Origin of the sequence: Pseudophaeobacter sp. (assembly GCF_048267565.1) — a bacterium.
GTDB classification, from domain to species: Bacteria; Pseudomonadota; Alphaproteobacteria; order Rhodobacterales; family Rhodobacteraceae; genus Pseudophaeobacter; species Pseudophaeobacter profundi.
Map to the genome: position 1 here is coordinate 180,242 of NZ_JBLWXG010000003.1, position 21,634 is coordinate 201,875.

24 protein-coding genes are annotated in these 21,634 nt (G+C 60.6%); 10 read left to right on the forward strand and 14 right to left on the reverse strand.

What is annotated here, in order from left to right; genetic code table 11:
* Nucleotides 1–10: 10 nt before the first annotated feature.
* The 7 genes from ACN0VH_RS09415 to ACN0VH_RS09445 all read right to left on the reverse strand — a co-directional run bounded on the left by ACN0VH_RS09415 (nt 11) and on the right by ACN0VH_RS09445 (nt 6,427).
* On the reverse strand, nt 11–757 hold the full coding sequence (locus ACN0VH_RS09415; protein ID WP_417700462.1) for an SDR family oxidoreductase: 747 nt from the start codon (nt 755–757) through the stop codon (nt 11–13).
* 80 nt (nt 758–837) lie between these two features.
* A complete protein-coding gene (locus ACN0VH_RS09420) occupies nt 838–1,803 on the reverse strand; it encodes a calcium/sodium antiporter (protein WP_417700463.1) in 966 nt (321 codons plus the stop codon).
* Between the two features lie 171 nt (nt 1,804–1,974).
* Nucleotides 1,975–2,772: a S49 family peptidase gene (locus ACN0VH_RS09425; RefSeq protein ID WP_278923305.1), complete on the reverse strand. Its 798-nt coding sequence runs from the start codon at nt 2,770–2,772 to the stop codon at nt 1,975–1,977.
* A 165-nt stretch (nt 2,773–2,937) separates the two neighbouring features.
* Entirely contained in the window at nt 2,938–3,699 is a 762-nt protein-coding gene (locus ACN0VH_RS09430; RefSeq protein ID WP_278923306.1) for an ABC transporter permease, read from the reverse strand.
* Nucleotides 3,696–4,625 (reverse strand): ABC transporter ATP-binding protein, encoded by a 930-nt coding sequence (locus tag ACN0VH_RS09435; RefSeq protein ID WP_278923359.1) that lies wholly within the window; start codon nt 4,623–4,625, stop codon nt 3,696–3,698. The genes ACN0VH_RS09430 and ACN0VH_RS09435 overlap by 4 nt, the downstream gene beginning before the upstream one ends.
* A gap of 171 nt (nt 4,626–4,796) precedes the next feature.
* The gene (locus ACN0VH_RS09440) at nt 4,797–5,345 is read right to left on the reverse strand and encodes an SRPBCC family protein (RefSeq protein ID WP_417700465.1); all 549 of its coding nucleotides are present in this window, start codon (nt 5,343–5,345) and stop codon (nt 4,797–4,799) included.
* Nucleotides 5,346–5,494: 149 nt separating this feature from the next.
* Nucleotides 5,495–6,427, reverse strand: a complete 933-nt coding sequence (locus ACN0VH_RS09445) for an alpha/beta hydrolase (protein WP_417700466.1) — start codon at nt 6,425–6,427, stop codon at nt 5,495–5,497.
* Between the two features lie 92 nt (nt 6,428–6,519).
* On the opposite strand from ACN0VH_RS09445, the gene ACN0VH_RS09450 reads away from it, so the two are divergent.
* Complete coding sequence (locus ACN0VH_RS09450; protein ID WP_417700467.1) at nt 6,520–7,041, forward strand: winged helix-turn-helix transcriptional regulator; 522 nt, start codon at nt 6,520–6,522, stop codon at nt 7,039–7,041.
* Nucleotides 7,042–7,082: 41 nt separating this feature from the next.
* Here ACN0VH_RS09450 and pobA read toward each other — a convergent pair whose 3' ends face one another.
* Nucleotides 7,083–8,264, reverse strand: coding sequence for a 4-hydroxybenzoate 3-monooxygenase (pobA, locus tag ACN0VH_RS09455; protein ID WP_417700469.1), 1,182 nt, complete (start codon nt 8,262–8,264; stop codon nt 7,083–7,085).
* Between the two features lie 145 nt (nt 8,265–8,409).
* Between pobA and ACN0VH_RS09460 the strand changes: the two genes are divergently transcribed.
* A complete protein-coding gene (locus tag ACN0VH_RS09460; RefSeq protein WP_278923311.1) occupies nt 8,410–9,270 on the forward strand; it encodes a helix-turn-helix domain-containing protein in 861 nt (286 codons plus the stop codon).
* 25 nt (nt 9,271–9,295) lie between these two features.
* On the opposite strand, the gene ACN0VH_RS09465 is transcribed toward ACN0VH_RS09460, so the two are convergent.
* Complete coding sequence (locus tag ACN0VH_RS09465) at nt 9,296–9,961, reverse strand: TetR/AcrR family transcriptional regulator (protein ID WP_417700472.1); 666 nt, start codon at nt 9,959–9,961, stop codon at nt 9,296–9,298.
* Between the two features lie 161 nt (nt 9,962–10,122).
* On the opposite strand from ACN0VH_RS09465, the gene ACN0VH_RS09470 reads away from it, so the two are divergent.
* The 6 genes from ACN0VH_RS09470 to ACN0VH_RS09495 all read left to right on the forward strand — a co-directional run bounded on the left by ACN0VH_RS09470 (nt 10,123) and on the right by ACN0VH_RS09495 (nt 15,422).
* Entirely contained in the window at nt 10,123–11,307 is a 1,185-nt protein-coding gene (locus tag ACN0VH_RS09470; protein ID WP_417700474.1) for a lipid-transfer protein, read from the forward strand.
* Between the two features lie 10 nt (nt 11,308–11,317).
* On the forward strand, nt 11,318–11,764 hold the full coding sequence (locus ACN0VH_RS09475; RefSeq protein ID WP_278923314.1) for a MaoC family dehydratase N-terminal domain-containing protein: 447 nt from the start codon (nt 11,318–11,320) through the stop codon (nt 11,762–11,764).
* Nucleotides 11,761–12,183 (forward strand): MaoC family dehydratase, encoded by a 423-nt coding sequence (locus tag ACN0VH_RS09480; protein ID WP_417700476.1) that lies wholly within the window; start codon nt 11,761–11,763, stop codon nt 12,181–12,183. Before ACN0VH_RS09475 ends, ACN0VH_RS09480 begins: the two co-directional genes overlap by 4 nt.
* A 92-nt stretch (nt 12,184–12,275) precedes the next feature.
* Nucleotides 12,276–13,103, forward strand: coding sequence for an SDR family NAD(P)-dependent oxidoreductase (locus ACN0VH_RS09485; RefSeq protein ID WP_417700478.1), 828 nt, complete (start codon nt 12,276–12,278; stop codon nt 13,101–13,103).
* A 64-nt stretch (nt 13,104–13,167) separates the two neighbouring features.
* A complete protein-coding gene (locus tag ACN0VH_RS09490) occupies nt 13,168–14,268 on the forward strand; it encodes a CaiB/BaiF CoA transferase family protein (protein WP_417700480.1) in 1,101 nt (366 codons plus the stop codon).
* Nucleotides 14,265–15,422 (forward strand): acyl-CoA dehydrogenase family protein, encoded by a 1,158-nt coding sequence (locus ACN0VH_RS09495; protein WP_417700482.1) that lies wholly within the window; start codon nt 14,265–14,267, stop codon nt 15,420–15,422. The genes ACN0VH_RS09490 and ACN0VH_RS09495 overlap by 4 nt, the downstream gene beginning before the upstream one ends.
* Nucleotides 15,423–15,586: 164 nt before the next feature.
* Here ACN0VH_RS09495 and ACN0VH_RS09500 read toward each other — a convergent pair whose 3' ends face one another.
* The 3 genes from ACN0VH_RS09500 to hemE all read right to left on the reverse strand — a co-directional run bounded on the left by ACN0VH_RS09500 (nt 15,587) and on the right by hemE (nt 17,487).
* On the reverse strand, nt 15,587–15,751 hold the full coding sequence (locus ACN0VH_RS09500) for a hypothetical protein (RefSeq protein ID WP_278923319.1): 165 nt from the start codon (nt 15,749–15,751) through the stop codon (nt 15,587–15,589).
* Nucleotides 15,752–15,920: 169 nt separating this feature from the next.
* Nucleotides 15,921–16,463: a GNAT family N-acetyltransferase gene (locus tag ACN0VH_RS09505; protein WP_417700484.1), complete on the reverse strand. Its 543-nt coding sequence runs from the start codon at nt 16,461–16,463 to the stop codon at nt 15,921–15,923.
* Nucleotides 16,453–17,487, reverse strand: a complete 1,035-nt coding sequence (hemE, locus tag ACN0VH_RS09510; RefSeq protein WP_417700485.1) for a uroporphyrinogen decarboxylase — start codon at nt 17,485–17,487, stop codon at nt 16,453–16,455. Before hemE ends, ACN0VH_RS09505 begins: the two co-directional genes overlap by 11 nt.
* A gap of 179 nt (nt 17,488–17,666) precedes the next feature.
* Here hemE and hemC point away from each other — a divergent pair, with 179 nt between their 5' ends.
* Complete coding sequence (gene hemC, locus ACN0VH_RS09515) at nt 17,667–18,626, forward strand: hydroxymethylbilane synthase (protein ID WP_417700486.1); 960 nt, start codon at nt 17,667–17,669, stop codon at nt 18,624–18,626.
* Nucleotides 18,627–18,741: 115 nt separating this feature from the next.
* Nucleotides 18,742–19,686, forward strand: coding sequence for a fatty acid desaturase family protein (locus ACN0VH_RS09520; RefSeq protein WP_417700488.1), 945 nt, complete (start codon nt 18,742–18,744; stop codon nt 19,684–19,686).
* A gap of 38 nt (nt 19,687–19,724) precedes the next feature.
* On the opposite strand, the gene ACN0VH_RS09525 is transcribed toward ACN0VH_RS09520, so the two are convergent.
* Nucleotides 19,725–20,549: a GH25 family lysozyme gene (locus ACN0VH_RS09525; protein ID WP_417700489.1), complete on the reverse strand. Its 825-nt coding sequence runs from the start codon at nt 20,547–20,549 to the stop codon at nt 19,725–19,727.
* Nucleotides 20,550–20,690: 141 nt separating this feature from the next.
* Nucleotides 20,691–21,602 (reverse strand): oxygen-dependent coproporphyrinogen oxidase, encoded by a 912-nt coding sequence (gene hemF, locus ACN0VH_RS09530; protein WP_417700491.1) that lies wholly within the window; start codon nt 21,600–21,602, stop codon nt 20,691–20,693.
* Nucleotides 21,603–21,634: the final 32 nt, after the last annotated feature.

Genomic DNA, 21,634 nt, shown 5'->3' on the forward strand with positions numbered 1-21,634 from the left:
TACGAGGCGATCAACCCAGATGTTCACCGCCATCAACGCAGATCAACTGTCCCGTCACTGCAGGCGCGGCGAGCAAATAGCCAAGCGCAGCGGTGATATCCTCGGGGTGTACCCCCCGTTGCAGCGGGGTGGCAGCCCGCTCCTGGGCAAATTCCGCCGGGCTTTGGTGGATATTGGCAAGGGTTGGTCCCGGCCCGATCGCATTGACACGGATCCCCGGTGCCAGCGCCTGTGACGCGGTTTGCGTCAGCGTCCAGAGCGCCGATTTCGCCAAGGTGTAGCTCATGTAATCCGGGGCCAGATTGCGGACCCGCTGATCGACCATATTGACCACAAGCCCCCAGGCCAGGGTTTCGCCCTGGCTGTCATATCGCGGCGCAACACCTTGCCGCGCCATCGCCTGGATCAGCACAAAGGGCGCGCGCAGATTGCTATCAAAATGCCGGTTCCAGCTGCTGGTAGTGGCGGTTTCCAGCAGATCCGGTTCAAAGATGGAAGCATTGTTCACAAGGCAGGTCACTGCCCCGCCAAGCGCAGATGCGGCACGGGGCAGCAGATCAGCGCTGGCCGCCTGCGACAACAGATCGGCCTCTAGGGTCACCGCCTGACGCCCCATGGCGCGGATCTGCCCGGCCACCTCCTCAGCTTCAGCGGCAGAGCTGTTGTAATGCACCGCCACGTCATAGCCCTCGGTGGCCAGCTTGAGCGCCATGGCGCGACCAAGCCGCTTGCCCGCGCCGGTTACCAATGCGCGCATATCATGCCCTCCCTCAGGGTTTGGCTGGCCCCAGCTGCGATCTGTCCGGTTTGATCGCTGGGGGGCATCTCAAAGCAGGATCAGAACAGCACCACCAGATAGGTGATGTAAAGCCCGGACAGACCAATCCCCCAGGCCCGCGTGATATCCTTTTTCAGGAAGACAAACGGAACGATCAGGAGCGAAGCTGCCAGCATAACCCAAAGGTCAAAACGCAGGAATTCAGGATCAACCGAGATCGGCCCAACCAAGGTGGCGAGACCGATAATGGCCAGCAGGTTGAACATGTTAGAGCCGATGACATTCCCCAGCGCGACATCTGCCTGCCGCCGCAGGGTTGCCATCACCGTGGTCGATAGCTCTGGCAACGAGGTGCCAATCGCCACCAGTGTGAGGCCAATGACCGTTTCACTGATGTGATACATCCGGGCAATGATCGTGGCGTTATCCACCAAGAGATCCGCCCCCAGGGGCAAACCAATCAGCCCAAGGACAAGATAGATGCCAATGCGCCAATAGGGCATATCGGGATCCGCTTCTTCCAGGCCCTCCAGCCCTTCCAGCAGGTCTTCGTCGGCATCACCACAACAGGTCTTGCGATGGGCGCGGGCCTCGCGGAAGGCATCCGCAAGAAAGAAGGTTAGCGCCGCAAGCAGGATCAGCCCGGACCAGATGGTCAGGGTGCCGCACATGGCCAAGCCAATAAACAGCAGTGACGCCACCAGCATAAAGACATAGCTTTTGCGGCTGTCACATTGGCTGGTGTGCAGGGTGGCAATCAGCGCAGGGATACCCAGAACCATCAAGATATTGGCAGTGTTGGACCCCACCACATTGCCCAGGGCAATCCCGTCGGCATCAACCGCCACAGCATTGATCGCGATCAGCAGCTCTGGCGCAGAGGTGCCAAAGGCAACAATGGTCAGGCTGACGATCAGTGCAGGCACGCCCAGACGAAGCGACAGGTTCACCGCTCCGCGCACCAAGGCATCCCCAGCCAAAAGCAGGATCACAAGACCCAAACCACACAGCAGCCACGGAATCATTTACGCGGTCCTTTTAGTTTGCACCCACAGGGGCTTTTTCCAATTTTGAACCGCCCACAAGACGGACAGCGCGCGGATTGCAGGCGTTTTTGTCCAGGAAGGGTGAATTTCCCGAACATCGCCAGCACCGCTATGACCACCAGAAACAGGGTAACGATTTTAAAAATCACGTCAGAGCCCAAAGCGGGCAAACTCTGCCCGCTCCTCTATCCCGGCCAAGGCATCCTGCGCCAGTTGCAGGCCAAACCGGCTGAGGAAAGGTTTTTTGACCCCATACCGCCGCAGCTTTACCTTATCGCCGAACCGCGCAACCAGCTGCGGCTTGAGATGGCCAAGACCATCAATCAGGCCTAACTCGCTGGCGCGTTTGGCCAGCCAGATTTCGCCAGTGAACAGATCCTGACTGCTGTCCAGCTTAGTGCCGCGCCGTTGGGTGACATAGTCAATGAAATTGGTATGGATATCGCCCAGCAAAGTTTTCAGTCGGGCCACATCTTCAGGATTTTCTGCCTGAAACGGATCCAGCATGGATTTGCTTTTGCCAGCCGTATAGACGCGGCGTTCGACCCCGTGCCGGATCAACAGCTCTTGGGCACCAAAGCCGGCCGAAATCACCCCGATAGAGCCCAGAATAGAGCTGGCGTCGGCCCAGATTTCATCCGCCGAGGCCGCCAGCCAATAGCCACCCGAGGCGGCAACATCTTCGACAAAGGCCAGCACAGGAATGTTCTTTTCCTCGGCCAGACGCCGGATGCGCGCGCCAATCAGGGCGCTTTGCACTGGCGATCCCCCAGGGGAATTTATTTCAAGCGCAACGGCGACAGGCTTGCCCTTGGTAAAGGCAGCCTCCAGCACTGGGGCAAGAGAAACATCGTTTAAGGCGCCACGGCCTGACATGCCAATGGCACCGGAGAGACGCACAACGGAAACGAGGGGCGGTTTTTTCACAAAGGGTATGCGCAGCATCATGGCGCCGATGTAGATGCGCACCGGAGCTGAAACAAGGGAACCACCCTCACAAAACCCGTTCCGGCCAAAACTGAGGGGGGGCCTGTGTATATTTGCAACGCTCCACGACAGGGCGCGCGCTATCTGCACAGCCTCCCGCCCGCAGCGCCCGCAGGCAGCGCCGGATCAGGACCGGATGCGCCAACCGGTCTTGAAAATCCACCAGATCACCGCAAGGCACAGCGCCGTAAAGCCGCCAATGGCCAGCAAGCTTACCCCTACCGGCACATCCGAGGTGCCAAAGAAGGACCAGCGAAAGCCCGAAATCAGATAGACTACCGGATTGAACAGGGTGATCTTCTGCCAGATCGGCGGCAGCATTGATATTGAATAGAAAGAGCCGCCCAGAAACACCAATGGCGTCACCACCAGCAGCGGCACCAGTTGCAGCTGTTCAAAGTTCTTTGCCCAGATCCCGATGATAAAGCCCATCAGCGCAAAACTGAGACAGGTCAGCAGCAAGAACAACACCATGGCCAGCGGGTGGGCGATGGTCAGATCAACAAACAGCGTTGCTGTGGCCAGGATGACAAAGCCGATGAACAGCGCCTTGGTGGCCGCCGCGCCGACATAACCTAGCACGATCTCCAGAAAATTCACCGGGGCCGACAGCAGTTCATAAATGGTGCCGATGAATTTGGGGAAATAGATGCCAAAGGACGCGTTTGAAATGCTCTGTGTCATCACGCTGAGCATGATCAGCCCCGGCACGATAAAGGCACCGTAATCAATGCCATCCACCTGGTCGATACGGCTGCCAATGGCGGCACCAAAGACCACAAAATACAGCGAGGTTGACAGGACAGGCGAGAGGAAGCTTTGGAATAGTGTTCGAAAGAACCGTGTCATTTCAAAACGGTAGATAGACCAGATTGCGATCCAGTTCATGATTTATCTCCTGACACGAGACCCACAAAAATATCTTCCAGACTGGATTGCCGGGTCGAGACATCCGACAAGACCAGCCCCGCCGCCGCGACATCGTTCAACAGGGCGGTGATGCCAGTGCGCTCTGCCTTGGTGTCATAGGTGTAGATCAGGGCATCGCCTGCCCCATTCAGCGCCAGCGCATGCGGCGCCAGCGTCTCTGGCACGGCGTCGATAGCAGTGCTGAGATGCACGCAGAGTTGTTTTTGCCCCAGCTGCGCCATCAGGTCATCCTTATCCTTGACCAGCAGGATCTGACCATCGGCAATCACTCCGACGCGGTCGGCGATGGCCTCGGCTTCTTCAATGTAGTGGGTGGTCAGGATGATGGTAACGCCATTCGCTTTCAGCTCTCGGACCACATCCCACATGTCTTTACGCAGCTCAACATCCACGCCCGCAGTGGGTTCGTCCAGAAACAGCACGCGCGGTTCATGGGCCAGGGCCTTGGCGATCAGCACACGGCGCTTCATGCCGCCGGACAATTCCTTGACCTGACTGTTGCGTTTGTCCCAAAGCGACAGTTTCTTCAGGATTTCTTCGATCAGCGCATCGTTTTTTGGCTTGCCAAAAAGCCCGCGCGAGAACCGGACCGAGTTGATGACCTTTTCGAAAGGTTCCAGGTTAATTTCCTGCGGCACCAAGCCGATCAGCGAGCGCGCGGCGCGAAAATCCTCCAAGATGCAATTGCCGCCCACCAGCACCTTGCCAGAGCTGGGAGTGGTAATACCGCAAACGGTTGAAATCAGCGTGGTCTTTCCGGCACCATTGGGGCCAAGAAGGGCCAGGATTTCCCCCTCTTCGATCTCGAGAGAGACCCCTTTCAGCGCCTCAAAGCCACCTTCATAGGATTTGCGCAGATCGGAAATGGACAGGATCGCCGCCATGGAGCCTCCACTAGACTGAGAGTTCATTTCGCACAACCTACCGGGGCAGCAGGCCAGCCACCAGAGACAGGATGCGCAGGGACCTGTGCGCCTGCGCAGGGATACAGTGTCGGGGGGGGGGGGGCTGCGCGGCCTGACCCAACGGCTGGACCCAGACGGATCGGGTGCCGGTTAGTTGCCAGTGATCTTTTTGAACCAGCCCTTCTTGTCTGGCTGTGGCGCATCTTCGCCCGCCACATCGTCACTGTCGGCAGGATCGGTGGCAGCTTCGGGGGGATCCGCGGGGGCCAGATGGGTCTGCAGATTGACAAAGAACTGATCAGCCATCTTTTTGGCAAAGCCGTCGATAATGCGGCTGCCCAGCTGCGCCAGCTTGCCGCCGACCTTGGCCTCAACCTCATAGGACAGCAGCGTTCCGGTCTCGCTGGGGGTCAGGCTGACCACCGCGCCGCCCTTGGCAAAGCCCGCCGCGCCGCCCTTGCCTTCTCCGGTGATGGTCAGCTTTTCATTCTCGATCAGATCCGACAGGGTGACCTGGCCTTTGAACGTCGCCTTCACCGGGCCAACCTTCTGCGTAACCGAGGCCTCAAAGCCGTCCTCTACGCTACCGCTGACCTCTTGGGCGCCGGGCACGCAGGCCTTCAGCACCTCTGGATTCAACAAGGCGGCATAGACCTCTGCCGGGGGGGCGGCGATTTCTTTGCTATCGCTCATCTGCATGGTGGCTCTCCTGTCGGGGGGGCGGCGCAACGCGCGACCTCTGGGCCCCTGTTGTAAATCTGTTGGCTCTCACATCTCTAGACCTAACCGACAGGCACCGGCTCTGCCAAGGCGTAAGGGGCAAACCCGATCAGCACCAGCTGCTCTCCCTAGGGCTGTTGCGGCGCGCCCAGGTAGGAAACCACACCGGCAATGCTGGCGGCATCGCGCAGAAGGCGGTTGTGCCCCAGACCCCTTGTCACTTGCAACCTGGCACCGGGCCAGTGCTGCGCCAGGTCTTCAATCTCTGCCAGGGGGACAATCGGGTCGTCGTGGTCCTGCAGGATCAGCGCGGTCTGGGAAAGCTGCGGCAGCAAGTTCACCGCCTTCAACGCTGAAAAGGGCAGGCCATAGCGGGCCTCAATCCGCTGTTGCGTTGCCTTGGCCACCCGCTGCGAAAACCCCAGCTGCGCGGCCAGCCGCTGCAAGAAGCCTTCGACATCGGGCATTGGTGCAAGGAACGCCAGACGCTGCGCCTGCATGCCACGGCTGAGCGCGACAAGCACTGCCGCCGCGCCATTGGAATGGGCCACAACCCCGGCCAGCGGCCCCAGCTGGGCCGCGACCTCTTGCACCGCCAGGCGCATTTCGGGCAGTGAACTGCGGCGCCCCGCGGCCGCACCATGCGCTGGCGCATCAAAGGCCACCACCCGGTAGCCCGCTGCCACCAGTGGCGCGGCAAAACCCGCCATCTGTCCGGCGCGCCCGCCAAAGCCATGCACCAATAGCACTGTCGGCAGCGGGGCGTCATCCAGAACGCCCTGCCCCGGTGCCTGATCGCGCCACTCATACAGGGGCACCAGCTCGCCGGTGCTCAGCCGTATCGGCCGCGCCCGCGCCGCCAGCAGCCAGTCACGTTCGTGCCGCGGTAGTTTCTGGCGTCTTGGCCGGGTGAACAGATAAGCCAAGAGCCGGGTCGCGACAGACGGCGCGCAGAAGCTGAGCGTCCCGGTGATACGCTGCATCCATTTGGGCGCTTGCCGACGGGGCGCAGCGACAGATCGGCGGACGACAGTAGGGCGGGCAGACACGGCAGTAACCATGGGGCACTCCTTCAGGAACAAGTCGGTTCTATTTTAGAACTTATTATCAGTTCCATTTGAGAACTCTGTCAACCCATGATAAGACTCCGCCTATGAAATGGCATGATCTCAACGAGGACGCCTGCCCCCTGGCCCGCGCCATGGGCGTGGTTGGCGACCGCTGGACCCTTCTTATCCTACGGGAATGTTTCCTTGGGGTGCGCCGGTTTGACGGGTTTCAAAAACGCCTTGGCGTCACCCGCCACCTGCTGGCAGAGCGCCTAAAACGTTTGGAAACAATGGGGGTACTTGAACGCCGCCCCTATCAGCAGCGACCGCTGCGGCATGAATACCGGCTAACCCCCAGCGGCAAGAGCTTTGCGCCGGTGTTGCTGGCGATGCAGGGCTGGGCCGAACACAACCTGCCCAGCCCCACGCCAACGCCCTTTACCTTTGTCACCCGCGATAGCGGCGCAGAGGTCGACCCGGTCGTGATCGACCGCAAGAGCGGGCAAGAACTGACCCATCGCACAGTTTTGATGGTGCCCAAACCCGCCAGCGGCCAAAGCGCAGCAGACCTGCCCAGAACAGATCAGGCTGAGGGTGCAACTGTTGCCGGGCCAAAGGCAAAGTAGGGTCAAAGATCAGACCCCAGCCACCCGGTAAACCGCCCCTGCTAGTAGGGCAGGCCGACATAGTTTTCCGCCATAGAGGCCTGCGCCGCCTTGGAGGAAAACAAATAGTCGAGATCGGCGCATTGCAGCCGCAGATCCACCTCATCCATATCTGGAAAGCGATGCAGCAGGTTGGTCATCCACCAGCTAAAGCGTTCTGCTTTCCAGACCCGCGCCAGGGCTTTTTCGGAATACTGATCCAACCCGGCACTGTCGCCGCGCTGATAGTGATCCTTGAAGCCATGATAGAGATAGTAGATATCGGACGCCGCCGAATTCAGCCCCTTAGCCCCGGTAGGTGGTACGATATGCGCCGCATCCCCGGCCAGAAACAGCTGACCATATCGCATCGGTTCTGCCACAAAACTGCGCAGCGGCGCGATGGATTTCTCGATCGAGGCTCCGGTTTGCAGCCCCTCGGCCACCTCCTGCGGCAGGCGCGCCTTCAGCTCTGTCCAGAAGGCCTCATCCGACCAGTCTTCGGCCTTGTCGGTCAGCGGCACCTGGATGTAATAGCGGCTCAGCACCTGGCTGCGCATCGAACACAGGGCAAAGCCACGTTCATGACGGGCATAGACCAGCTCGGGCGAGGCGGGTTTGGTTTCTGACAGAACCCCCAGCCAGCCAAAGGGATAGACCTTTTCATATTCGCGTAGCACATCCGCCGGGATGGACTTGCGGCTGACCCCGTGAAAGCCATCGGCACCGACGATGAAATCACAATCCACACGATGTTCTGCGCCGTCGAGCTCATAGGTTACATGGGGTTTTTCTGATTTTAAATCATGCGGTTGAACATTCTGCACCTGATGGATGACAGTTCCACCCATGGCATCACGGGCCTCGTACAGATCGCGGGTCACCTCAGTCTGGCCATAGACCATGACGGTTGCCCCATCGGCCGAAGCAGCCAGATCAATCCGGTCCATCCGCCCCTGATGTGCCAGATAGACGCCGTGGTGCTCTTCGCCCTCGGCCTCCATCCGCGCTGCACAGCCGGCCTCGCGCATCAGTTCGACAAAGCCGCGCTCCAGCACTCCGGCGCGAATGCGCCCCAGCACATAGGCGCGGGTCTGGCGCTCCAGCACCACGGTTTCGATGCCCTGCCGATGCAGCAGCTGCGACAGCAAAAGACCGGACGGGCCGCCACCAATGATGGCAACTTGGGTGGTAATATGCGACATGTTCGCGTCTCCCTGCACTTTGGCCCGATTGGCCCCTTCACAAACGCGCGACGGCCCGGCGTGGCCGCATGAGCGTTCCTTAACGTGCAGCAAAAAAACCACTTTGCGAATGGACTGAGCGCGCAGCCTCTTGTACATTTCGCACATGTCCAGCGCCTCTCATATCCGCAGCTACAATCTATTTGGCGAAACGGCCGAACTTGCCGATGTTTTGCATGTCGAAACCATTCGCTCGCGCTCGGCGCTGCATGACTGGCAGCTGAAGGCACATCGCCATACGCGGCTGCATCAGCTGTTGTTCCTGACCAGTGGCAGCGGCAAAGCAGAAATAGACGGGCGGGCCGAACCGATCCCGCAGGGCAGTTTTGTCAATATTCCGCGCGGCGTGGTGCATGGCTATGACTTTGCGCCACAGACACGGGGCTGGGTGGTGACGCTGACCTCGGATCTGCTGGACCATTGCATCCATCCCGGCGAGGGGCTGCGCGCGCCGCTGGAACAGGCCGCCGTGCTGCCCCTGCCCAAGGCCCTGCGGGATCTGGCAGAGCATCTGTTTGACGAATATCACCGCCAGGATTTTGCCCGCGCCCAGGTGCTGCGGTCGCTGGCCGGAGCCCTGATCGCCCTGGCGGCACGGGCCATATTTGAGGCGGACAGCGCCAATCAACCGCTGACCGGCAGCCCGTTGTTCAACCGATTCGAGGCGATGATCGAACGTGATTTCCGCAACCGCCGCCCGCTGGCCGACTATGCCCGCGAGCTGGCGATCTCACCCACCCACCTGAACCGCATCACCCACCGCTCTGCCGGGCAATCAGCCTCGCGGTTGATCAACGAGCGCATGCTGCGCGAGGCGCGGCGGATGCTGATCTACACCAACCTGACAGCGGCTGAGATCGCCTATGATCTGGGGTTTTCCGATCCGGCGCATTTCAGCCGGGTGTTTGCCAAGGGCACGGGCCTGCCGCCCAAAGTGTTTCGCCAGAAAGTCAGCGAGTCCCGATAGCCACCGCAGAGCGCACGGCCCGACCCTAGGAAACTGGCACCGCCATCCCATTGAAGATCAGTTGCAGATACTGCGCCGCGATGGCTTCGGGCGGCACCGGGTCTGCAACCCGGTTCCAATGGGGGATCCAGTTCAGCGCGCCAAAGACCGCCGCCGCCACCAGCCGGGGGTCGCAGGGCCGCAGACTGCCCTCGGCAACACCTTGGCTGATCAGATCCCGCAGTAGAAAATCAACCTCGGCCTTGCTGGCCCGCAGCGCCGCGCGGCGCGCTGGCGACAGGCTTTGCTCGCGCACCATGGCAATCGTGGCGCCAAGATCGGTGGACACCCAGGAACAATAGCCCCGGATCAGCAATGCAATGCGATCCACCACCGGCAGGCTCTCATCCTGGCTCTGCCGCATGGTCTGCCCCAGAAACTCCAGCCCCAACAGGTGACAGCCAAACAGGATATCTTCCTTACTTTCAACGTAGTAATAGATTGTTCGCTTGGTGATTTTCAGGGCCGCTGCGATGTCTTCAAGCGATGTCTGCTCATACCCGTGATCATTGAACAACCGCGCCCCCGCCTGCAAGACCGCGCGCCGCTTGGCCTCTCGCTTGGCGTCGCGGCTGGCACCCGGGTCAGGTGCCGCGCTGGCATCGGGGGAGGTCCAGCAGGATTGCTCTGCGTTCTTTTTACTGTCGCGCACACCTGCCTCCCTTTGCCCCTGGTGTTTGGCCCGCCGTGTTTATGACGCGCGGTAATTACACCTGCCAGTTACATCAAGATTGACCTTTTTGCCAGCCGATACAATAGTAACCCGCAAGTGTAATTTTATCCCGACGCAGAGCTGCACCAAGGAGAACACCAATGACATCAGATGTACTGGTTGCCGGAGTGGGCATGACCAAATTTGCCAAACCCGGTCAAAACGCCCCCTATACCGAAATGGGAGCCGCCGCGCTGCGCGATGCTCTGGCGGATGCGGGCCTGCCCTATGACGCGGTGCAGCAGGCCTATGCGGGCTATGTCTATGGCGACAGCACCTGCGGTCAGGCAGTGCTCTATAAGGTGGGCATGACCGGCATTCCGGTGATGAATGTGAACAACAACTGTTCTACCGGCTCGACCGCGCTGTTCATGGCGCGCCAGGCGGTGCAGTCCGGCGCGGTGGATGTGGCGCTGGCACTGGGGTTTGAACATATGCAACCCGGCGCGCTGACCTCGCATTGGGACGACCGCCCCAGCCCCTTTGATGCCTTTGACGCCGAGACCGACGATCTGGTCGGCCACCCAGAGATTCCGCTGGCGCTGCGCTATTTTGGTGGTGCGGGCAAATCCCACATGGAGAAACACGGCTCCTCCCTCACCGATCTGGCCCGTATCCGCGCCAAGGCCAGCCGCCATGCGGTGAACAACCCGCTGGCGCTGTTCCGGCAGGAATTGTCGCCTCAGGACGTGCTGGACAGCCCGATGATCTGGGAAGGCGTGATGACCCGGCTGATGGCCTGCCCCCCCACCTGTGGCGCCGCCGCCGCCATCGTGGTCAGCGAAGATTACGCCAGGAAACACGGGCTAAATCAGGCGGTGCGCATCAAAGGTCAGGCGATGACCACCGACTATGCCTCGACCTTTGAGGCCCACGACATGATGCAGCTGGTCGGCTATGACATGACCGCAGCCGCCGCCAAACAGGTGCAGGAACAGACCGGCATCAGTATCGAAGACGTGGATGTGGTCGAGCTGCACGACTGTTTCGCCCATAACGAAATGATCACCTACGAGGGCCTGGGTCTTTGCCCCGAAGGCGGCGCCAGCAAGTTCATCGCGGATGGCGACAACACCTATGGCGGCAAATATGTGACCAACCCATCAGGCGGGCTGTTGTCCAAGGGGCATCCGCTGGGCGCCACCGGCCTGGCGCAATGCTACGAGCTGACGCGGCAATTGCGCGGCACTGCCGGCCCCACCCAGGTCGCGGGCGCGCGCACCGCACTGCAGCATAACCTTGGTCTGGGCGGCGCCTGTGTCATCACCCTGTACCAGGCAGCCTGAGGAGCGCCACATGATTGACCGATCTTTCATTGGCCGCAGTTTTCCGCCGCTGCATGTAGATGTAGAGGCAGGCCAGCTGCGCGCCTTTGCCCGCGCCACCGGCCAGCGCGACCCGATCTACTGGGACGAGGAGGCCGCAAAAGCCGCAGGCTATCGCGCCCTGCCCGCACCGCTGACCTTTCTGTTCACGCTGGATCAGGAGCGCGAGGACCGGTTCTATTTCATCAACGCCATGGGCATTGAACTGGGCCATGTGCTGCATGGCGAACAGGCCTTTACCTATGGTGCGCCGATCTGCGCCGGGGACCGCGTGACCCTCACCTGCACCTGCATGGACATCTACGACAAAAAGGGCGGCGCCATGGAGTTTGTTATCCTGAAAACCCAAGCCACAAATCAGCTGGGCGAAGATCTGGGCGGCATGACCGGCACCATCGTCGTGAGGGATCCAAAATGAGCATCTTTGCACATGACGTGACCTTTGCCGGGGTGGACGTGGGCGACAGCCTGCCTGCCGTGACCTCAAAACCCATCAGCCGCACCACGCTGGCGCTGTTTGCCGGCGCCTCGGGCGATCACAATCCGATCCATATCGACATTGATTTTGCAAAGACATCCGGCATGCCGGATGTCTTTGCCCATGGCATGCTGGGCATGGCCTATCTGGGCCACCTGCTGACGGCCTGGGTACCGCAGCAGGCAGTACGGGAATTCTCTACCCGGTTTGTCGCCATCACCCAGGTGCATGCGGTGGTGACCTGCACCGGCCGCGTGGTGGAGAAACGCGAGGGCAATCTGGTGGCGCTGGAGATCGAGGCCGCAGATCAGAATGGTGACGTAAAACTGGCAGGCCAGGCACTGGTGGAACTGCCCTAGCGATAACAGCAGCCCGCCCATGGGGGCGGACGGGCGCGACCCGGCCAAAGGCCGGGTGGGCCTTCAACTGAGAATGAAACGGAACTTGAACCATGACAAAACTTGCAGGCAAAACCGCCTATGTCACCGGCGCCGGGCGCGGCATTGGCCGCTCAATTGCGCTGAAACTGGCCGGGGATGGCGCCAATGTGGTGCTGAACGATCTGGACGCAGACCCCGCGCAGCAGGTGGTGGCAGAGATCGAAGCCATGGGCGGCAAGGCCCTGGCCGTTGCCGGATCAGTCACCGCCCCCGGCTTTGCCAATGACTTCATCCAGGCGGGCATCGACAGGTTTGGTGGCCTCGACATTATCGTCAACAATGCCGGCTACACCTGGGATGGCTTCATCGGCAAGATGAGCGACGAACAGTTTGACGCCATGATCGACGTGCACCTGAAAGCGCCGTTTCAGATCATGCGTGCTGCCGCGCCCTTTATTGCCGAACAGGTGGCCATCGAGACCGCCGAGGGGCGCGAGGTGTTTCGCAAGGTGGTGAATATCTCCTCTATCTCGGGCACCGGCGGCAATGCAGGCCAGGCCAATTACTCTGCCGCCAAATCCGGCGTCATTGGATTGACCAAGACCATGGCGAAAGAATGGGGGCGCTTTAAGGTCAACGTCAACGCGGTGGCCTTTGGCATGATCTCCACCCGGCTGACCGAAGCGACGGATGAAAAGAAATCCATCGAGGTGGAGGGCAACAAGGTCGAGATTGGCATCCCCAAGAAACTGGTGCAGGGCATGGAAATGATGATCCCGCTGGGCCGTGCAGGCACTGCCGAAGAAGCCGCCGGTGGCGTCTATCTCTTCTGCATTCCCGAAAGCAACTATGTCTCCGGGCAGACGCTGATCGTTGGCGGTGGTTTCGGCGGCTCCTGAGGCAACAGGGGCGGGGCCGACAACGGCCCCCACCCCGCAAGACGTGCACAACAGGGAGGGCAGGATGCTCCAAGGGATACGCATTATCGAAGTCGAAGGCCTCGGCCCCGGCCCCTTTGCCGCCATGTGGCTGGCGGATATGGGCGCCGATGTGATCTGCGTCCATCGCAAGGGCGGTGGCGTCACCCCCGGAATGCCGGAACGCTCAGTGCTGGATCGCGGCAAACGCTCGATCGAGTTGGATCTGAAAGACCCCAATGACATCAAAACCTTTCTGGCGCTGGTCGCCACGGCGGATGGGCTGATCGAAGGCTTTCGCCCCGGCGTGATGGAACGGCTTGGTATTGGCCCAAAGGCCTGCCAGGCGGTAAACCCGGGCCTGGTCTTTGGCCGGATGACCGGCTGGGGTCAGGACAGTGCGCTGGCGCAGACTGCCGGACATGATCTGAATTATATCTCGCTCTCCGGCGCGCTGTGGTATGCGTCCAATCCGGGCGACGCCCCGCTGACGCCCGCCACGCTGGTGGGTGATATCGGCGGCGGTGCGATGTATCTGGTGGCCGGTATGCTGGCCGGGTTGCTGCGGGCAAAAACCAGCGGTGTCGGCACTGTGGTCGACGCCGCGATCTATGATGGCTCTGCCCATATGATGAACCTGCTGATGAGCATCCGCCAGGCCGGGGGCTTTGGCGAGACACGCGGGCAGAACCTGCTGGATGGCCCACATTGGAGCCGCTCTTACGCCTGTGCCGATGGCGGCTACATGACGGTGCAATGCCTGGAACCCAAATTCTACGCGCAGTTTTTGTCGCTGATGGGGCTGGCAGAGGATGCGGAGTTCAAACATCAGTTCGACACCAGCACTTGGCCCGTGCTGACCGCGCGGCTGGCCGGGATCTTTGCCGCCCAGCCCCGCGCCCATTGGGCGGCGCTGTTTGACGGCACCGATGCCTGCGTTGCCCCGGTACTCAGCCCCGATGAGGCCCTGCAACATCCGATGAATGCCCGTGGCACCTGGGTTGAACAGGACGGCGTGTTGCAGGCGGCCCCCGCCCCGCGTTTTGATCACAGCCCGGCGTGGCAGCCCACAGCCCCCCCCGAGCGCGACCAAGACAGCACCAACATCCTGGCCGAACTCGGCCTTATCAAGGAAGACCCACGATGACCTCTCATATTTCTCCCTGGATGGATGACGAACTGACCATGCTGCAGGAGTCCTTGCGCGATTTTTATGCCAAGGAAATGGTCCCGCATGAAAAACGCTGGCAGGAACAGGGCCATATCGACCGCGACTTCTGGTACAAGGCGGGCGAATTTGGCATTCTCTGCGCGTCGGTGCCAGTAGAATATGGCGGCATGGGCGGCGATTTTCGCCACGAGGCGGTGATTACCACCGAACAATTCCGCGCCGCCGGCTTTTCCGGTTTTGGCAATTCGGTCCATAGCCAGATCTGTGCGGGCTATATCCTCGATTATGGCTCTGAGGCGCAGAAAAAGCGCTGGCTGCCCAAGATGGCCAGTGGCGAGATGGTCTGCGCCATCGCCATGACAGAGCCCGGCACCGGATCCGATCTGCAGAACATCAAGACCACCGCCAAGCTGGACGGCAATGAATATGTCCTCAATGGTTCGAAGACCTTTATCACCAATGGCCAGCAGGCCGATCTGATCATTGTGGTCGCCAAGACAGACCCGACACTGGGCGCCAAAGGTATTTCACTGATTGTGGTGGAGACCGCCGAGGCTCCCGGTTTTGCCCGCGGGCGCAATCTGGAAAAGCTTGGCCTCAAGAGCCAGGACACATCCGAGCTGTTCTTTGACACTGTGCGAGTGCCTCCGGAAAACCTGCTGGGCGGCCGCGAGGGCCAGGGATTTTATCAGCTTATGAAATCGCTGCCACAGGAGCGCCTGGTGGTGGCCCTGGGCGGCGCTGCCGCGATGGAAAAGGCGCTGGAGGAAACCGTCGCCTACACATCCGAGCGCCGCGCCTTTGGCAAGCCGCTGCTGGAGATGCAGAACACCCGCTTCAAACTGGCCGAGGTCAAGACCGTGGCCCATATTGCGCGGGTCTTTCTGGATGACTGTATCGCCAAACATCTGCGCGGTGAACTGGATGCCACCACGGCATCCATGGCAAAATGGTGGGTGACCCAGATGCAATGCGACACGATGGATGAATGCCTGCAGCTCTTTGGCGGCTATGGCTATATGTCGGACTATCCGATTTCGACCATGTATGCCGACGCGCGGGTGCAAAAAATCTATGGTGGCGCAAATGAGATCATGAAAGAGCTGATCGCCCGCAGCCTGACCGACTGACCCGCCGCGCAGCCCCCGGCCTGCGCCGGGGTCTGCCATGTAGCAGGCGCGCCCACCCGCCCCTGCACAAAGAGCATATTGCGCAAAGTGGGGACCGGGAACGCGCGACATGAAAAATCAATAGGGAGAGCCAGTCGCGTGAATGCAGATGAACACGACAAGCTTCAGGATTTTTTCGTTTTTTCCGCCGCAGCCTTCATCCGTTCCAACAAGGCGGATTTATCATCGCGCTTGTCATAGGGGTTTTTCTGGCTGCCTTTGGCATTGTGCTCGGCGTGCCGGGGTTTGTTGCTGCCCATACGCGGGCCGCCTTTTTTGCTGTAATCCATGTCGATGGCCTTTGGTTAGGGACTGCAAGGGTGATGATATAGTTTGCCCCTTTCAGCAAGGGGTGTCGCTTTGGATGCAACAAGAGAGGGGCGCTGCCCCTCTTGGCCCAAAGGCCAATTCACCCCGCGGTATTTAAAGTAAGATGAAGGGGAAGGGCAATGACGGTGGTTAAACCGGCGCGGGGCAATAGGTCAGCAATGTGTTGGGGTAACTCTCGGTGCCGAGGCAAAAAGAGGTTTCGCCGGTGATGGCAAAGCCCATGCGCTGATAAAACCCTATGGCCTTGGTGTTTTGCGCATTTGTGGCCAGCCACGGCCTTGGCGCGTCAAGATCCTGCCCGCGCTGCACTGCGGCCTGCAACAATGCCTGGCCAATGCCACGCCCCTGGTGACGGGGCTGCACGTAGAGCGTGGCAATTTCAAGCGCCGAGCCAGGGCCTGTCGGTGGCTCGGCCCCCCGTGACAGGCGCAGGAAGCCATCGATGCCCTCTTGGTTCTGCGACAGGATGAATATCTCGCTTGAGGTTTGCAGGTGCTGTGTAAACCGGTCTGGCGTCAACGTTTCAAAGACATAATCGGCAAAGCGCTTGCTGATGCCATGGTGCAGATAGGTGCCCAGCCAGACCTCGATCGAGAGGGCGGCCAGGCTGGCGGCATCGCTCTGGCAGGCGGGCCGCAGCGAGATCTTTGCTGCCGCGCTGTCAGCCACCACGCAGGGTGTCGATCATTAACTGCACATTATCCGGATCCGCATCCGGGGTGATCCCATGGCCGAGGTTGAAGATATGCGGGCCATTTTTGAAGGCCTTGACGATAGCGCGGGTTTCGTCGACCAGATCCTGTCCGCCGGTGACCATGTGACGCGAGGCGAGATTGCCCTGCACGCAGCCATCGACCTGCAGATGCTGCGCAGCCCAGACCGGATCAACTGAATTGTCCAGCGCCAGGCAATCAATGCCCGTCTCCTTGGCAAAGCCGAGGTAGTTTTCGCCCGCCTCACGGGGGAAGCCGATGACGGGAATGCCTGGATGGCGTTCTTTCAAGGCAGCGGTGATCTGCAGGCAGGGCTGCAACGCGTATTTGCGGAAATCATCGCCCTTCAGCGAGCCGGCCCAGCTGTCGAAGATCTTGACCACCTCGGCACCGGCCTCGATCTGTTTGGAGAGGTAATCGATTGTTGCCTCGGTGATGCGCGCCAGCAGCGCCTCGAACAGAGGTGTGTTTTCCTGCCGCAGCGCATGGGCCGGAGCTTGGTCCGGGGTGCCGCGCCCGGCAATCATGTAGGTTGCCACGGTCCATGGCGCCCCGGCAAAGCCAATCAGTGTCGTTTCTTTTGGCAGCGCACCCGCCAGGATTTTCACCGTCTCGTAGATCGGGTTCAGCGTCTCGTGGATGTCTGTCACCGGGCCGAGTTTGGCAAAATCCGCCTCTGTGGTGATGGTCGACAGGCGCGGGCCTTCGCCGGTAACAAACCACAGATCCGCGCCCAGCGCCTGGGGGATCAGCAGGATATCGGCAAACAGGATGGCCGCGTCAAATCCGTAACGCCGGATCGGTTGCAGGGTGACTTCGGCGGCCAGTTCCGGATTGTAACACAGTGACAGAAAATCCCCGGCCTGGGCCCGTGTCGCGCGGTATTCTGGCAGGTAACGACCAGCCTGACGCATCATCCAGATCGGCGGTACATCCTGTGTTTCGCCTGCCAATGCGCGCAGCAATTTCTTCTGTTCGGCCATATCACCCTCAAGCTTGTCTTGCGTTTTTCTTGCCCCATCAGGTCGACCCAAAGCAGCGAATTGTCAAGGGCAGCCGCGCCACAGCTGCAACGGCAAATCGCCGCTGGCCTGGTAAATTGAGCCGTATCTGGCGCAAAACCGCTTTCCCCTTATGCGGAAAATGCACTAGTGGTTTGTGCATGACACAGAACCTGCCCTCCCCCGCTTCTCCGCTGAAAATCGGCACCCGTGGATCACCGCTGGCGCTGGCCCAGGCCCACGAGACACGCCGCCGTCTGGCGGCCGCCTTTGATCTGCCGTCAGAGGCCTTCGAAATTGTGGTGATCAAGACCACCGGTGACAATCAGGCGCTGATCGCAGCGGATAAGCCCCTGAAAGAGCTGGGGGGCAAAGGGTTGTTCACCAAGGAGATCGAAGAGGGTCTTTTGTCAGGGGGCATCGACATTGCGGTGCATTCGATGAAGGACATGCCAGTGGCCCAGCCTGCGGGATTGGTGCTGGATTGCTACTTGCCGCGCGAAGACGTGCGGGATGCCTTTGTCTCGCCGCGGGTGTCGCGCCTGCAGGATCTGGCGGCGGGGGCCGTGGTTGGCACCTCTTCGCTGCGCCGCCGCGCCCAGTTGATGAACCGTCGCCCCGATCTGCAAGTGGTGGAGTTTCGCGGCAATGTGCAGACCCGGCTGAAAAAGCTGCACGCTGGCGTTGCAGACTGCACCTTCCTGGCGATGGCGGGACTGAATCGGCTGGCCATGACCGAGGTACCGGCCAGCGCAATCGAGACCACGGATATGCTGCCTGCGATTGCCCAGGGGGCGATTGGCATTGAACGCCGCGGCGATGACACCCGCGTGGCAATGATGCTGGAAGCGATCCATGACAAGACCACCGGCCAGCGGCTGGCGGCAGAGCGGGCCTTTCTGGCGGCGCTGGATGGATCCTGCGAAACCCCCATTGCGGGGCTGGCAGAACTGGATGGCACAACCCTGCGGCTGCGCGGCGAAGTGCTGCGCCCGGATGGATCCGAATCCATTTCTGACGACCAGACCTGCACCATTGCAGATGGCCCCGATCTGGGACGCGAGATGGCGGAAAAATTGCTGGCCTCTGCCGGAGCGGGCTTTTTTGGCTGGCGCCAATAGCCCCATCAGCAAATGGCCCGGCCCGGATCGCACGACATACCCAAGGGTATGACGCCACGCCCTGTTTGACCGCCGCGCCAATGCAGGCGACCCTCTGTCACAGGAGGAGCGCAAAATGACACCCGGAAAATCCTATCTCAGTACGGAAGAAATCCGCCCCCTGGCGGCAAGGTCGAATGCCATGGGGGCCTGGCTGGTGCTGCACTGCTGGGGGACAATTGCCTGCGCATTGACCCTGTTTGCGCTCTGGCCCAATCCGCTGACCTTTGTGCTGACAATCATGATTATCGGCTCACGCCAGTTGGGCCTGGCGATCCTGATGCATGAGGCAGCCCATAACGCGCTTTTCAAAAACCGCAGATGGAATGATCGCATAGGCGAATGGCTCTGTGGGCGGCCCATTCTGGCCGAGCTGGCCGCCTATCGCCACTATCACCTGACGCATCATCGTTTTACCCAGTCCGAAAAAGACCCCGATCTGGTGCTCAGCTCCAAATTCCCCACCACAAAGGCATCGTTGCAGCGAAAATTCACCCGTGATCTGACCGGGCAGACCGGAACCAAGCAGCTGATCGGCCAGATCCTCATGAGTATTCGGCTTGCCGGGGATGACGACGCAATGGAGGCTGCGGCCTCTGATTTTGCCCAGAGCTTCAAGGCATCACATCTGTGGCACGCCCTGCCAGTGTTTATCGGCGTCGCACTGGGCATGAGCCTGGTTGGCGACTGGTGGTGGGGGCTGGCCTTTTGGGTGCTGCCCTATCTGACCTGGTTTCAGTTTGTGCTGCGGGTGCGCAATATTGCGGAACACGGCGCCACCGAGCAATCCGACAATCCGCTGCAGAATGTGCGCACCACCAAGGCCGGCCCGATCGCGCGGCTATTTGTGGCGCCCTATTGGGTCAACTACCATCTAGAGCACCACATGGTCATGCATGTGCCTTGCTGGCAGTTGAAAAACATGCACAAGGCCCTGCTGAACAAGGGAATAGGCCCGGATATGCGGATTGCGTCCGGCTATGGACAGGCCTTGGCCGAGGCAGGTTGGAAACGCGGCTGAAACCCGCGCCCCGCTGCGCACCATGCCCACCGCCCCGCCTAAAGCTGCCCGGACCAGCGCAGCCAGGTTTCGGGGCTGTCGTGAAACACATTCAGATCCACATTTCCCTTGATCCCCGGCACCACCCCGGTGCCGGTATATTGCCAGAATCGCCAATGGGCTCCGGGATAGATCTGACGCGGATGGCCTGCGACAGAACGCAGCCAGAACTCGGTATCGCGGAGGCGGCCAATACCGGTCTCGGCAAAGAAATCCACCGTGGTGTAGACCACCGGACGTTGGCCGTAATGCGCCTCTAGCAGGGCGAGAAATTTGCGCGCCTCGGCCCGCACCAGTCGGCCATCGGGGCGTTTTGTGCAGGTACGCGAACGCGGGTTCCATTCCATATCCAGCACCGGCGGCAGCGCATTGGCATCGCGCGGCACATGTTTGATGAACCAGCGGGCCTGCTCTGCTGCGCTGCGGCAGAAATAGTAATAATGATAGGCCCCGCGCGGCACCCCGGCGCGCGCGGCGCCACGCCAGTTCCCGACAAAGGCAGGGTCAGCCACATCGCCGCCTTCGGTCGCCTTGACATAGGCAAAGGACACGCCAGAGCCGCGGACCTGTCCCCAGTCGATATCCCCCTGATAGCGCGAGACATCAATACCGTGGATCGGATAGCTGCGCGGCCCCCGCCCCTGCCATTCATGCGGGTCGGTATCGTCAAAACGCGGATAGCGGATCAGCTGCGACAGCTGCGCCTGGGTCGGGCGCTGCGAGGGCGCGGACTGGGCTGTTGCACTGTCAGGCGGCGGCGGTGCCTTTTGACCGCAACTGGCCAGTGCCACCATCAACAGAATGCTCAATACCTTGCTATGCATGCAAAAACCCAATGACTAAAATCAAAAGAACCAGCGCAGGTGGCACTGGTTCTGTTAATCTCTATCGAAGACACTGCCTTGCATAGGGCGAAACCGTCAGCAAAGGCTTTTGGGCGCTTTCCCGCAGGATCCGTGCCTAGGTCAGACCCATTTTGCCATTGGCGGCAGGCTCATCAGGACCGCATTGGCATCATGGCCAGTTTCGAGACCAAATTTGGTGCCGCGGTCATAGACGAGGTTGTATTCGGCATAAAGCCCGCGATGCACCAGCTGCGCGTCCTTGTCGGTCGCTTCAAATGGCTGGCTGCGGCGTTTTTCCACCAGCGGCAGATAGGCCGGTAGAAAGGCGCGACCAATGTCCTGGGTCAGGGCAAAATCCGCCGCCCAATCGCCAGTATTGTGGTCATCCATGAAAATACCGCCAACGCCCCGCGCCCGGTTGCGATGCGGGATGTAGAAATATTCATCCGCCCATTCCTTTAGACGCGGGTAGATATCCGTCCCATGCGGATCGAGGTATTTCTGCTGGGTGGCATGAAAATGCGCCGTATCCTCGGCGTATTCCAGGCATGGATTCAGGTCAGAGCCACCGCCAAACCACCAGGCGTGCGGCGTCCAGAACATCCGAGTGTTCATATGAACCGCAGGCGCATGGGGGTTGCGCATATGCGCCACCAGGGAAATTCCCGAGGCCCAGAAACGCGGATCCTCTTTCATTCCCGGCAGCCCCTTGCGCGCGGCCATGGCGTTTTGCGCCTTCTCGCCCAGGGTGCCATAAACTTCGGAAATATTGACGCCGACCTTTTCAAACACCCGGCCACCGCGCATCACGCTCATCAAACCGCCGCCCGCATCGGAGCCATCGGCGGCGGCGCGGCGTGTTTCGCTAACCTCGAAGCGGCCCGGCTCCAGTTCGGCAAAGGGCCCCTGGGTATGGCTGTCTTCCAGCCCTTCAAAGGCTGCGGTGATCTCGTCACGCAACTGTCGGAACCAGGCGGCGGCCTGGGCCTTTTCCTGGGTCATCTCGGCGTGGGTCAGAGTTTCGGCGGGCATCATGGGATCTTTCTGCGATACGGACAACTGGG

What these genes read in the sequence shown, in the direction of transcription:
- ACN0VH_RS09450 (WP_417700467.1), top strand. Translation starts at nt 6,520, where the DNA reads ATGAAATGGCATGATCTCAACGAGGACGCCTGCCCCCTGGCCCGCGCC.
- ACN0VH_RS09440 (WP_417700465.1), bottom strand. Translation starts at nt 5,345, where the DNA reads ATGCAGATGAGCGATAGCAAAGAAATCGCCGCCCCCCCGGCAGAGGTC.
- pobA (WP_417700469.1), bottom strand. Translation starts at nt 8,264, where the DNA reads ATGTCGCATATTACCACCCAAGTTGCCATCATTGGTGGCGGCCCGTCC.
- ACN0VH_RS09415 (WP_417700462.1), bottom strand. Translation starts at nt 757, where the DNA reads ATGCGCGCATTGGTAACCGGCGCGGGCAAGCGGCTTGGTCGCGCCATG.
- ACN0VH_RS09430 (WP_278923306.1), bottom strand. Translation starts at nt 3,699, where the DNA reads ATGAACTGGATCGCAATCTGGTCTATCTACCGTTTTGAAATGACACGG.
- ACN0VH_RS09475 (WP_278923314.1), top strand. Translation starts at nt 11,318, where the DNA reads ATGATTGACCGATCTTTCATTGGCCGCAGTTTTCCGCCGCTGCATGTA.
- ACN0VH_RS09520 (WP_417700488.1), top strand. Translation starts at nt 18,742, where the DNA reads ATGACACCCGGAAAATCCTATCTCAGTACGGAAGAAATCCGCCCCCTG.
- hemE (WP_417700485.1), bottom strand. Translation starts at nt 17,487, where the DNA reads ATGGCCGAACAGAAGAAATTGCTGCGCGCATTGGCAGGCGAAACACAG.
- ACN0VH_RS09460 (WP_278923311.1), top strand. Translation starts at nt 8,410, where the DNA reads ATGTCCAGCGCCTCTCATATCCGCAGCTACAATCTATTTGGCGAAACG.
- ACN0VH_RS09495 (WP_417700482.1), top strand. Translation starts at nt 14,265, where the DNA reads ATGACCTCTCATATTTCTCCCTGGATGGATGACGAACTGACCATGCTG.
- ACN0VH_RS09480 (WP_417700476.1), top strand. Translation starts at nt 11,761, where the DNA reads ATGAGCATCTTTGCACATGACGTGACCTTTGCCGGGGTGGACGTGGGC.
- ACN0VH_RS09470 (WP_417700474.1), top strand. Translation starts at nt 10,123, where the DNA reads ATGACATCAGATGTACTGGTTGCCGGAGTGGGCATGACCAAATTTGCC.
- ACN0VH_RS09425 (WP_278923305.1), bottom strand. Translation starts at nt 2,772, where the DNA reads ATGATGCTGCGCATACCCTTTGTGAAAAAACCGCCCCTCGTTTCCGTT.
- ACN0VH_RS09525 (WP_417700489.1), bottom strand. Translation starts at nt 20,549, where the DNA reads ATGCATAGCAAGGTATTGAGCATTCTGTTGATGGTGGCACTGGCCAGT.
- ACN0VH_RS09500 (WP_278923319.1), bottom strand. Translation starts at nt 15,751, where the DNA reads ATGGATTACAGCAAAAAAGGCGGCCCGCGTATGGGCAGCAACAAACCC.
- ACN0VH_RS09420 (WP_417700463.1), bottom strand. Translation starts at nt 1,803, where the DNA reads ATGATTCCGTGGCTGCTGTGTGGTTTGGGTCTTGTGATCCTGCTTTTG.
- ACN0VH_RS09485 (WP_417700478.1), top strand. Translation starts at nt 12,276, where the DNA reads ATGACAAAACTTGCAGGCAAAACCGCCTATGTCACCGGCGCCGGGCGC.
- ACN0VH_RS09435 (WP_278923359.1), bottom strand. Translation starts at nt 4,625, where the DNA reads ATGGCGGCGATCCTGTCCATTTCCGATCTGCGCAAATCCTATGAAGGT.
- ACN0VH_RS09490 (WP_417700480.1), top strand. Translation starts at nt 13,168, where the DNA reads ATGCTCCAAGGGATACGCATTATCGAAGTCGAAGGCCTCGGCCCCGGC.
- ACN0VH_RS09445 (WP_417700466.1), bottom strand. Translation starts at nt 6,427, where the DNA reads ATGGTTACTGCCGTGTCTGCCCGCCCTACTGTCGTCCGCCGATCTGTC.
- hemC (WP_417700486.1), top strand. Translation starts at nt 17,667, where the DNA reads ATGACACAGAACCTGCCCTCCCCCGCTTCTCCGCTGAAAATCGGCACC.
- hemF (WP_417700491.1), bottom strand. Translation starts at nt 21,602, where the DNA reads ATGCCCGCCGAAACTCTGACCCACGCCGAGATGACCCAGGAAAAGGCC.